Origin of the sequence: Nocardia tenerifensis NBRC 101015 (assembly GCF_000308715.1) — a bacterium.
GTDB lineage: Bacteria > Actinomycetota > Actinomycetes > Mycobacteriales > Mycobacteriaceae > Nocardia > Nocardia tenerifensis.
Genome location: NZ_BAGH01000554.1, coordinates 1 through 12,297, shown reverse-complemented (window position 1 = coordinate 12,297; position 12,297 = coordinate 1). Strand labels below are relative to the sequence as shown.

Annotated in this window: 5 protein-coding genes; 3 read left to right on the top strand and 2 right to left on the bottom strand. The window is 68.8% G+C overall.

Features of this window, described 5'->3' with window-relative positions:
* Together ON39_RS36430 and ON39_RS36425 are read right to left on the bottom strand one after the other, a co-directional pair.
* On the bottom strand, positions 1 to 1,720 hold a 1,720-nt coding region (locus ON39_RS36430; protein WP_040740951.1), incomplete at its 3' end, for a serine/threonine-protein kinase.
* Positions 1,721 to 1,821: 101 nt separating this feature from the next.
* Positions 1,822 to 3,393, bottom strand: a complete 1,572-nt coding sequence (locus tag ON39_RS36425) for an amino acid permease (protein ID WP_040740949.1) — start codon at positions 3,391 to 3,393, stop codon at positions 1,822 to 1,824.
* Positions 3,394 to 3,686: 293 nt separating this feature from the next.
* On the opposite strand from ON39_RS36425, the gene ON39_RS36420 reads away from it, so the two are divergent.
* The 3 genes from ON39_RS36420 to ON39_RS36410 form a co-directional block, all read left to right on the top strand.
* A complete protein-coding gene (locus ON39_RS36420) occupies positions 3,687 to 4,469 on the top strand; it encodes a MerR family transcriptional regulator (RefSeq protein ID WP_040740948.1) in 783 nt (260 codons plus the stop codon).
* A gap of 603 nt (positions 4,470 to 5,072) precedes the next feature.
* Positions 5,073 to 5,396, top strand: coding sequence for a hypothetical protein (locus tag ON39_RS36415; RefSeq protein WP_040740946.1), 324 nt, complete (start codon positions 5,073 to 5,075; stop codon positions 5,394 to 5,396).
* A 98-nt stretch (positions 5,397 to 5,494) separates the two neighbouring features.
* Positions 5,495 to 12,297, top strand: a 6,803-nt coding sequence (locus ON39_RS36410) for a WXG100-like domain-containing protein (RefSeq protein WP_040740945.1), incomplete at its 3' end; no start/stop codon positions are given.

Genomic DNA, 12,297 nt, shown 5'->3' with positions numbered 1-12,297 from the left:
GGACGCGATCGAAATGGTCATATGCCCGTTCGTATTCGGCGCAGGACAGCTCGGCTATGCCGGTGTACCAATCGATTCGCCAGTCGGTGCGGTAGGCGGGTAGCAGCCGTGCGAGGTGCTCGCGTGCCTGCTCGACCTCGCCGAGATCGAGGTATGCCCGGACGGCGGTCAAAGCGCCTTCCAGCTCGAAGGTTTCGGGCGTGCCGATGGCGCCCGCGCTCATGTCGGCGGTGCTCTGCCGCAGGGTGTCCAGGGTCTGCCGGGGATCGCCGTGCAGCAGCGGGGTCAGCAGCTCCGCGCTCGGGTCCTCGCTGTCGATGAGCGGAACGGGCAGTGCCGCAACGATGCTCGGCGGGTCGAGGGTGGGCGCGCGATGCACGCCCTCGATGACGCCGTCCGTCTGCCGGATCAGCGTGTCGATGCCGAAATCGCCGCGCGGCGAGCCGAATACGGCGGAGGTCTGCGGATACTCACGGTTGGTGTCCTCGGCGAGGACCGCGCGCAGCACGCCGGCGAGTTGGCGGTACATCGCGTACGCGGTCGGAAAGCGTTGCGCCGGATCGGGATCGGTCGCGCGCAGCAGCAGCCGCCGGAAGGCGGGGTAGCGGCGCAGCACCGGCTCCTCGTCGGGGGAGGGGATGCCGGGCAGCTTCGGGCCGAACCGTTCCGTCGGCATGTTCAGGGTGAGCGCGGCCAATGTCCGTCCGACCGTGTGGATGTCGGAGGCCACGGTCGGGCCGGTGCTGGTGAACTCGGGCGCTTGATACCCGAGCGTGCCGTAGAGGCTGCCGCCGGACTCCCTGGCGGCCACCGCGCCGAGGTCGATGAGTTTGACCTCGTCCTCGGTGACCATGATGTTGTCGGGCTTCAGATCGTTGTAGGCCAGGCCGAACGAGTGCAGGTAGTCCAGCGCGGGCAGCACCTCCATCACGTAGGCGATGGCCTCGGCGACGGGGATGCGTTCGGGTGCGCGGAGATCGAGCATCTCCTTCAGCGATTGCCCGCCCACGTACTCCATCACGATGTACCCGCACGGAACCCCTTCCGCCGAGCGATGTTTGACGAAGTTGAAGATCTTCACGATCCCCGGATGCGCCATCTCCGACAGGAACTGGCGCTCGGCGAGCGCCACGACGTGCGCCTCGAAGTCGAGCGGATTCTGCAGCCCCTTCAGCACCACCCAGCGGTCGCTGACATTGCGGTCGCGGGCGAGGAATATCCAGCCCATGCCGCCGTAGGCGAGGCAGCCCTGCACCTCGTACTGGTCGGCCACCAGTTCGCCGGGGGAGAGCAGCGGACGGAAGTTGAACGGTGATCCGCACTTCGGGCATTTGCCGGAGGTGGGGCCGGGTCCGTCGCCCGTGGAGCGTCCGACGGGTTGCTGGCATTTCCAGCAGAACCGCTTGTCCTCGGGGACCTCGGGGTCGCGCAGTATCGCGGTGGCGGGGTCGACCTGTGAGACGCGGGGGAGATCGACGAGTCCCGCGCTGAGCCTGCGCACGCTCGGCCGAGAGCGGACGCTCCGCTCGGAGCCGGGCTCGGCCTCCGAGAGCAGCGGGTCGTCCTCGTCGGACGACCACGGGCTGGTCTCGGCCGGCGAGGCCCGTCGGGTAGCCCACGGGTACGGGGCCCGGTATGTCACGTCGGTGGGATCCTCGATCAGCGTGCTCGACTGAGCGGTCGGGCGAATGTTCTCGGAGCCACTGGGGTGTTCCGGCATTCGACCCTCTCCGCGCCACGCGTTCAACAGCGGGCCGATCCCGCTCCGCTCCGCGGCACCGATGACAACCGTTGCGGCGGAGCGGGCGGGTCAGATCGGCCTCAGCGCGATTCTGCCTCATCGCGCGTTGCCGTGCTGTTGCTTGCGCGGGATATATCGGTGATGCGTGGGTCGCGATGCTCCAGCGGGCGCTCGGCGACCACGGGGAACGCTCCGGTGTAGCCCTCGCGCACCGCCGCGAGATGCATGACCCGGCGTCGGGCCAGGAACCAGCCGACGACCATGGCGGGCACCATGATCACCACCATCGCGATGACCGCGCCACGCTGCACCTCGCTCTTGCTGAAGAGCATCAGCACCACGACCGCGGCCAGGAACACCAGCGTCGCGATGCTCGTGTACGGCGCGCCGATCAAGCGGAACGAGGGGCGCGCCATCCGTCCCTCGCGCGCCCAGCGCCACAGCTTGAGCTGGCAGAGCACGATCGCCGCCCACGCGGTGATGGTGCCGAGGGCCGACATGTTGAGGACGATCTCGAAGGCCTTCTCCGGGACGAGGGCGTTGAGGCCGACGCCGATCAGCGCCACCGCGCCGGTGGCGAGGATGCCGACGTAGGGCACGCCGCGCTTGGACATCAGCGACGCCATGGCCGGGGCGCTGCCGTTCATCGACATCGAGCGCAGGATGCGGCCGGTCGAGTACAGGCCGGCGTTGAGGCTCGAGAAGGCCGCGGTCAGCACGACCAGGTTCATCATGGTGCCCGCGCCGCCGACGCCGATCTTGGAGAAGAAGGTGACGAACGGGCTCTCACCGGACTTGAACGCGGTGTACGGCAGCAGCAGCGAGAGCAGGACCAGCGACCCGACGTAGAACACCGCGATGCGGGCGATGACCGAGTTGATGGCCCTCGGCATGATCTTGGCCGGGTTCTCCGCCTCACCCGCGGCCGTGCCGATGAGTTCCACCGCCGCGTAGGCGAAGATGACGCCGGTGGTGGACAGCACCAGCGGGATCGTGCCGTTGGGGAGCAGGCCGCCGTGCTGGCTGATCACGCTGATCCCGGTGCTCGCGCCCTCGATCGGGAACCGGCCTGCGAGGAAGATGGTGCCGACGATCAGGAAGCCCATGAGCGCGACCACCTTGATCAGCGCCGCCCAGAACTCCATCTCGCCGAACCAGCGCACCGACACCATGTTGATGCTCACCACGAGGGCGAGCGCGATGAGCGCGATCGTCCACTGCGGGATCACCTGCATGCTGCCCCAGTAGTGGACATAGGTGGCGATCGCGGTGATGTCGACGATGCCGGTCATACACCAGTGGAAGAAGTACATCCAGCCGACGCCGAAAGCCAGCTTCTCGCCGTAGAACTCGCGGGCGTAGGAGACGAACGAGCCCGACGACGGGCGGTGCAGGATGAGCTCGCCGAGCGCGCGCAGGATGAAGAACACGAAGACGCCGCACACGGCATACGCCAGGAAGAGCCCGGCTCCGGCGTCTTTCAGCCGGCCGCCCGCGCCGAGGAACAGCCCGGTGCCGATCGCGCCGCCGATGGCGATCATCTGCAGTTGGCGTGGGCGCAGCGCCTTGTGGTAGCCCGCGTCCTCAGCATGCAGGGCCCGTGCGGCCGGCGCCGGCTCCTGCGTCTGTGTGGGAGGTCGAACGATGGTCATGCCTGGGCCTTTCATGTGACGGCAGTCATATCGCTCAGTAACGTACCGTTGTTTAACGGCACGTTCAATAGATGTACATAGTTGTCATCTCATGAAACGCAATCGTCATGAAACGCGCCGGGTTCGGCTATCGAGCGGCAATCATCTTGGGCGACAAGGGGTTGCGCGCGCGGATCGGGCGAGGTAGCGCCGTTCGATGACTGGTCATTTGTCCAGGCGAGGCGGGAAACCGGTGAACTACCGCACTCGCGGACCTGCGATCACGGCGCGTTACGGTGTGGTTTCCTTGAGATATGGCAGCGGGTACGGAGTTTACGATCGACGAGCTGGCGCGTGAGGCCGGCACGACCGTGCGGAGCCTGCGCGTCTATCACGAGCGCGGCGTGCTGCCGCCGCCGCAGGTGAAGGGGCGCACCGGGTTCTACGGGTCCGACCATCTCAACCGGGTGCGCACCATCGGGCGGTTGCTGGATCGAGGCATCAAGCTGAACGGCATCAGGGAGCTGCTCGAGGCGTGGGACCGGGGCGACGACCTCGGCGACATCCTCGGCGTCCCGGAGCCGGAGGCGCTGGATCAGCCCGGCGCCGCCGCCGAGGCCGAGGCGCCGAGCGATCCCGCGGTGATGCCGCCGGTCAGCGAAAGGGTCGTTGCCGCAACGGAACTCGCGGATCGCTACCGCGAGGTTCCGCATGGCCTCGCGCGGGCCGTCGCGACCGGGATGTACCAGCCGCTCGACGCCGCCACCTACCTCGTGGCCGATCATCAGCTGGTCCGCATCGCGGAGCAATTGGCCGCGGCGGGGGCCTCGCCCGCGCAGGTGCTCGATGAGGTCGAGCGGTTGCGGGATGATTGCGACCGCATCGCCCGTCGCTTCGTCGACGTGTTCGAGCGGACGGCCTGGCAGTCGTTCCGGCAGTCCGAGCGCACGTCGCAGGACCGGGCCGAGCTTGCGGAGCGAGTGGCCGTCGTGCGGGCCGTGCCGGGGCAGACCGCGGCTGAGCTGGTCAATCGTTTCGTCGCGCGGTATCTCGAACGCGATATCGCGCAGCTCGGTGAGGAGCTGTCCGGTCAGTAGGCCTTGACGGCTCGCGGGACGGGTATCCGTCACGGAACTTGCCGTTCGACAGCGGTACGTTCTTTGGTGTAACGTTCTAGGTGGGATCTGGGGGCATGCACAAAGCGACGCCAATCTGCGCATGCCCCCGGGACCTGAGGGCCGGTTCTTCTGGGATGTCCGGCCACTCCCGCAGGGCAATAGATGCCGGATGTGGTTGAGGTTTCTTTGCCTTCATTCAGTGCGAGCACTGACTGTTAGCCGTAGCGTTTGCCATTCAGTTTCTGCTGTCGCAATGTCTTGCCTCACAATCATTCCCGTACGGCATGGCTTACCGCGCTCGAGTCCGGTGTGCGGCCCGGCAATCCGCGCATATCCCGTCCGATTCGGCCGGTGACCTCGTCGTCTGCGGTTCTCGTCCACCGCCTCGCCGCTCCCGGAACATGCACTCGCATAGCACATTTCGTCGGATGGACGACTAGGTGTACCCGGTTGTCGCATGTAACTGTCGCGGCACTTTCCGTTCATGTGCGAGCAACAGGGGAGTTGCCAACGGCTGTCATCGTCGGATGTGTACGAGCTGATGTGGGTGCGGGTCGACCGCACATACGCGGAGGGAACGCGGTGGCGGACAAAGTCCAGTACGACTCGGATCTGTTCTTCAAGGCGGCGAACAAGACCGGGTACGCGCGCGACCGGATCAACACGGTGCTGCACACCCTGCAGGCATCGATCAACGCACGCGGAAACCCCTGGGGCAACGACACTCTCGGCCGCAACTTCGCCAACGGGCCGGACGGCTCCGGCGGCTACACCTCGTCGCGGGACAACATGATCACCGGCGCGCAGAACATCGCGGGCTCGCTCGACAACTTCTCGGCGGGGCAGACCAAGAGCGCCAAGCTGCTGGAGAAAATGGAGCACGACAACCGCGACGGTTTCCGCTGACCCACGGTTCGTGCATCGATGACGACCGGACCCGCCCGGGTCGCTCGCCACGCGCGGCGGCACGGGCGTCGCGGCCGCTGATATCGGAATAGTCGAACATGATCGAACTGCCGGGCTACCTGGAGTGGCTCGAACCGATTGTCGGCATGGAGTGGCCCGAGGGCAACGAGGACCAGATGTGGGCCCTCGCCCAGGACTGGCACACTGCCGCCGCGGAGCTGCGCACCATCCTCAACGACATCGACGCGGCGAAGAACGCCTCGCTGACCGCCTACCCGGACGGCGAGGGCGTCGAGGAGATGATCAAGGGCTTCGACAGCCTGCGGTCAGGCGACGGTTCGGACAAGGACCAGTCGCTGAACAAGCTGGCCGAGCTCTTCGACCAGATCGGCGAGTCGGCCTACAGCGTCGGCACCGAGATCGAGTACGCCAAGCTGATGTATTGGTCCTCGCTCGGTCTGCTGGCCGCGGAAATCGCTGCGGCATGGATCTTTCCGCCGACCGCGCCCGCGGTAGAGGCGGCCGCCATCGGGCTCACCCGGGTGGCGGTGCGGATCATCGGGCAGCGCGTGGTCTCCGCGATCATCCGGCACGTCGGCAAACTCGTCGCGTCGAAACTCGCGAAGTTCATGCTGCGGCACGTCGCGATCGACACGGTGCTCGGCACGCTTCAAGAACTCGGCGTCCAGCAGTGGCAGGTCGACCACGGGCACCGTAAATCGATCAACTGGGACCAGGTCGCGGTCACCGCGGTGAGTTCGGCGGCGGGCGGCGCCGCGGCGGGCCCGTTCGGGGACTGGCTCGGCCACCGGCTCAGCTCGGAGATGAAGCCGTGGATGCGCGCCGCGATCACCGGTCCCGCCGCGGGCCTGGTCGGCGCCGGTGCGGGCTTCGTCGCCGCGACCAGCACGCAGTTCGGCATCGACGCCGCGCGCAACGGCTGGGGCGATGCGTGGACCAACCTGAAGAACACCCAGGTCGACTGGCGCATGTTCACTGCGGGCGCGTCGAACGGCGCGATGTCGGGCCTGAACAAGGTTGGGGCGCAGCATGCTTGGGGGAGCATGCGGCCGAACCTGTTCAATCGCCCCGATTTCGGGGCCCGCTTCGATGACGTCGTCAATCCGGGCGGTGCGAATTCGAGCGACGGTACCCGCACTGGTCCTCGGCCCGACGGTGCCGGGCTGCCCGCGGGTGCGGGGGACGGTAGCGGCCGCGGCACGGTCGGCGACGGTGGGGCGACCCGGCCGGCGGGCGCCGACGGAAACGGTCGCGGCACCGGGGGAGACTCCGGGACCCGGCAGACCGGAACCAATGGCCGGAACTCGGGTGAGGGTGCTGACCGAGGGTCGAGCGAGAACCGGAACTCTGGTGAGACCGGCGCGAACAGTCGTGACCCGGGCGAGAATCGGAACTCTGCCGAGACCGGCACGAACGGTCGTGATGCGGGCGAGAATCGGAACTCTGCCGAGACCGGCACGAATAATCGTGACGCGGGAGAGGGTCGGAGTTCGGGCGAGGGCCCGGGTCGGGCCGGCGACGCGACGGGCAAGGGGGCGGACGGGGAATCGACAACGGCCACGCGTGCCGAGGGCGAAACGCAGGCCCGAGCCGGTGACGGCAGCGCTACCCGGTCGGTCGACGGTGCCGCAACTCCCGACCGCGCTGCGGCAGGGCCGGAACACACAGCGGCGCTCGCCGATTCGGGCGATGCCGCGACTCAGAGAGCGGGTGTCGCACCGCAAAGCGATGCCGTGCACGGAGCTGGTTCCGACGGTCGGATCGACGCCACTTCGACCGGCAATGAGCCGGTTTCGGTTCGCAATGTCGATAACGGACTGGCCGGCAACACGACTCATGCCTCGCCTGTCACCAACCAAGGCGCCGGCCCCGCGCAACCTGCGTCGGTAAACCCTGCGCCCGGCGGCGAAAGCCGGAGCACGCCAGCGGCTTCCAGCCCCTCGCGGCCCGCATCCGCGGAGGTGCGTGCGCACACCGCGTCGGACGCGCCGCGCGTCGAACAACCTCGGGCCGGAACTCCGGATGGCCGCCCGGCTGAGGCGCGCCCCTCCGCCGACCGGTCGCGAGCCGGCGATGTACGCGGGGACGGCACCGCACCGCGCAGCAGCGCGCCGAGCCGCACCGGCATCGCGGACACGCCCCGAGCGGGCAATCATCAGTCGGCTCTGCAATCGGGTTCCAGCGGCGAGCACGCGCCGCGAGCGGGTTCGGTGGCGGACGACTCCGCCAAACTTCGGCAGGCGGTCGATCCTGCGGACGGCACGCAACCTCGAAGCGCGGGCGACGGCCCGACCCCGCTCGACGTCGTCGGGCCGGTGCCACTGGCCGCGGCGACCGGTGCGGACACCGCGCGCGGAGATCGGACCGCGCCTGCGGAGCCGGTCACGGGCGCCGACGACGACCACACCGCCGCGCGGCTGGACCCGCTGGACCCCGAGCATCCGCGCGACTGCGCGATCCGCAGCCTCGAACTGATCCGTCAGCTCACCGGCAGCGACGTGATCGACATCCCGACCAGGGAAATCGGTCTGGATGGCGTGCAGCAGAGCGAGATCGAGCAGGCTGCCCACGCGCCGCTGCGAGATGTGGGAGATCACACCGAGATTCGCGACGCCCTGATGTATGAGACGGCGCCGGACGGGCGCCCGATCCTCGACGCGGACGGGAACCGGATCGAGCGGCCGGACGGTGCGGCCGCGCTGGTGATCGACATCTACGGCAGGGTCGACGAACACAACGTGGGCGCGCACGCGTATGTGCTGGTCAAGGAGAACGGTGAGATCGTGGTGCGCGATCTGACGGCCGGTCTCCGACACGGTTTCCCGCCGATACTGCCGGACGGGGACTACCCCGTGCGGCGCACCCGCACGATCGTGTTCGACGAGAACGGCGTTCCGCAGCGGCACGGGGAGGCCGATGCGTCGCCGCGCGACTCGGAACTGCGCGATGACTCGGAACTGCGCGATGATGCGGAACTCCGCGACGACTCGGAACTCCGCAAAGTCGGTGTCGGGCAGCGGCCGCCGGATGGCGATCCCGCCGCGGGCTCGGACGGCGGTGGCAAGAAGCCACCCACCGAACTGCCGTCGCCCGCCTCGCCCGACGATCCGGGCGATAAGTCAGCGTCCAACTCCGACAACGACTCCGGGGCTCCGCCGGCGCTGGAGCCGGACTCGATCGTGCTCGCGGACGACGCCCATCCGCTCACCGTCGACGTCGACGGCGAGCAGGTGCCCCTCGCCCTGCATCCGGACGGCGAGGACCGGTGGCGTGCGGTGCCCGCCGACGAGGGCGAGCCGCCCGCGCGGCAGGAGGGATCGGGCGAGGTCGAGAAGAAGTCGCCGGTTCGGCGGGCGTGGGAACGCTTTCGAGACCGGACCTACGTTCGCGGCTACGAAGGCGACAACCCCAAATACCCCTCGGGCTCGGGTGAGGACGGACGCGGTCAGACCGCCCTGCGCGACGGAGTCGCCAACGCGCCACACCTTTTCGATTCGCCGCCCCCGCAGACACCGCACGTGCCGTCGTCGCCGGATGTCCCGCACGTGGGGCCGGCCCCGGAGTCGTCGGACAAGGCGCCCAACGTCGCTCGCATCCTGAAAGAGGGCGCGACGATCTGGAAGAACCGCGAGCACTTGCCGATCCTGGGCCATCTCTCGGGCCGAACACCCGACGTCGCAGGCGATTTCGTGGCGCCGCGCACCGCGGACGGCGAGGAGTACCGGTTCTGGGTCAGCGACGCCGACCCCGACCTCGTGCGGGAGACCATCACCGATCTCTTCGAGGTGGGGCGAATTTCCGACGAAGAGGCCAGGGCGGTGCTAGAAGACGCTCTGTCCCAGTCGGATCCGGAGCAGCGTCAGCGGATCGTCGACGACATGGAGCGCCTGGGTCTGGTCTCCGAGGACGAGGCCAGGGTGCTCGAGCAGGAACCGCCCGAACGCCCCGAGCCCACCCCCGAGCCGGATGGCCCACCGCCCGAGCACGAGTCGCTCTCCGAGCTGGCCGACCGCCTCGGCTTCGACCTGCCCGACGAGGACCCCGCCACGGTGCGCCGGGTCATCGACGAGCAGGAGTACCGCGCGCTGCGCGAGGCCGCGGCGATCGAGGGACTCGCCGACGCGCACCGGCGGTACAACGAGGAACAGACCAGGCCCTACACCAAAGGGGATGTGGCGGGCCAGGATTCGCGCCCGGCGCTGGACGAGCAACCGACCCGGCGACCCGGCGAGCTCGAGGGCCCCGACGCGCGCAGGCACGAGGCCGACGACGAGGACTTCTTCCTCGACGAGGACGAGTTCGAGGACGGTCATCGCCCCGTCCGCCGGGGTGAACCCGACCCGGCCGGACGGCCCATCCCGTACTCCGACGAGGTCAGCTTCTTCGACGAGAACCCGATGGGCCGCTTCCTCAAGGAGATCAACGCGGCCTTCGAGGGCGCGCCCGGCGTGCAGCACTACACGCCGGTCGGCAACGGCGCGGACCCACTGAAAGAGTGGGGCGATATCGGGCCCGACGACAACGAACTCGGCCGCGACCAAGGGCCGCGGGCATACTTCGAACACGCCCTGCGCCGCGACCAGCTGCGCGACGAATTGTCCACCTGGGCACAGATGTTCGGGCTCGACATCGACTCGGTGACCACGCAGCGAATCGACGAACTGCGCGCCGCGAATCAGGCGCGCTCCGATCGGATCGCCGAACTCGCCGACGCCGCCGAGATCCGTCTGCACCCCGAGTCCGATGACCAGCCACCGGTCGGCGAACCGTTCGGCGACCAGGTCGTGCGGCTCCCGGTCGGCGAGGGCGTGCCGGATCGGCTAGTGGTCATCGACGGACCACAGGATCGTGCCGCCGCGCTGGCCCGCGTGCTCGCCGACAACCCGGATCTCGCGCAGGCGGTGAATCGCGGCGAGGTCGAGGTCGATTTCCACAAGGCGCGCACGGATCGCAACGGCCGTATCCACCTGGAGCCGGTCGAGACGCCTGACGTCTATCACCACCGGGAGACGATCAACGGGCGCGACCTCGCGGTGACGCTGATGCGTGACGGCGACGGTCAGTGGCGGCCGGTCGTGCTCGACAACGACGCGCCGCACACGCAGCCGGCGACGGAGGCGCCGCAGGCTCCGCCGCGGCCACGCACCGAGGTTCTCGCGGACCTGGTCGACCTGGCGCGCGAACTCGGGCTGCGGCCGGAGGCCCTGCACCCGGATCGGCTGGCGCAGACGATCGCGGATCTGAAGCTGGACAACGCCGTTCGAGCCGGGCAGATCGAGGCGCTCGCCGACTTTGCCCGCTCCATGAACGACATCGAGTCGTTCAACGACATCAGCGACGCGCGCAGCCAACTGGCCACGCGCCTGCGCCTCGCCGAGGCGGACCTGACCCCGCAGAGCCTCGCCGACGCGCTGACCGACGACTCGTTCCGAAACGCGCTGCGCGCCCAGCAGGTCGGCGACCTGGTCGCGTACGCCAAACAGCTGCGCGATCTCGATCCGGCCGGCTTCGTCGCCGCCCGCGACCAGCTGGCCAAGCGGCTCGGCGTCGAGCCGTCGGAGCTGTTCCCGCCGAAATACCACAAGAACGACGCGGGCCGGCTCGTGCACGGGCTGGACTCGAACAGCCTCGACCCGAAGAAACTGCGCAAGCTGTTCGCGCAGATGGAGCGCGACGGCAAGCAGGACCTGCTGAAGAACGCGCTTACCGAGTACGCCGGCGCGCTGCTGAAGATGGACCCGTACTCCGAGGTGCCGCGCGGCGATCTGTCCGCCGATCCGCGCGTGACCGGCGAGCCGCCCATCCACGATCCCGAGGCCATCCACGCGTTGCGCGACATCATCGGCGACGCACTGGGTTCCGGTGATCCGCTCGATTTCGGGCAGACCCTCGCGGACCATCCACGCCGCCCCGACGGCGACGGCACCTGGGATCGCGACAGCGACGCCGAGAGTGGCCGGCCCGATCCCAACCGCGACTGGGCGCGCCTGGTCGGCGTCGACCTCGCCGGGGCCGACGACGCGACCTTCCGGAAGGTGTACGAGGCGTATCGCGACGGCAAGATCGAGAAGCACGAGGGGCTGAGCCCCAAGGAGCTGGCCGCGGAGATCGCCAAGATGCGCGACGAGGTGCGGCAGCGGGCGGAGCGGATCCGGGAGCTCGCCGACCTGGCCGACCAGTTCTACCGGGCTCCCGAACAGGTGCCGCCGGGTGACCATGCCGGGAAGCCCGGTGCGGGTGGGACTCCGCCCCGGTTGGACGGTCCCGAGGAAAACGGTTCCGCTCCTGCGTCGTCCGGCGATCCTTCGCCTCGGAAGCCGGGGTCGGGGGGTGCGGCGGAACTTCCGGTCGGCGAGAACGGGCACCGATCGGGTGACGGAACGCGTACGGACGGTGGCACGGATGAGACTGTGCGACAGCGTGTTCCGGAGCAGCCTGGCGAATCGGTAGAGAAGTCGGAACGCGCGTCGAAAGAGCCCGTCGGCGACGAGCCTGAAACGCCGGGCGCTCGACCGAGTTCGGATACTCGGCCGGATTCGCGCTCGCGGATCGATGAGGCGTTGGCGCGCGAGGTTGTCGCGCTCGATGAGTCGTATCGGCGGCATGCCGAGGAGGCCGACGCCGAGTTGCAACGGGTGCTCGACCATCTCGATCAGGTCGGGCGCGACTTGGCCGGACAGCTCGACGCGGGCGAGCTTGCGCCGGAAGCGGATTCGGCGACGCCGCACTCGCGCATCGATGAGGCATTGGCGCGTGAGCTCGCGAAGGTGGACGAGTCATACCGGCGGCATGCGGAGGAAGCCGACGCTGAACTGCGGCGAGTGCTGGATCATCTCGAGCAGGTCGGCCGTGAGCTGACCGGACGGCTCGATGGTGCGAC

Coding starts and splice junctions, on each gene's coding strand:
- ON39_RS36425 (WP_040740949.1), bottom strand. CDS start 3,393: ATGACCATCGTTCGACCTCCCACACAGACGCAGGAGCCGGCGCCGGCC.
- ON39_RS36420 (WP_040740948.1), top strand. CDS start 3,687: ATGGCAGCGGGTACGGAGTTTACGATCGACGAGCTGGCGCGTGAGGCC.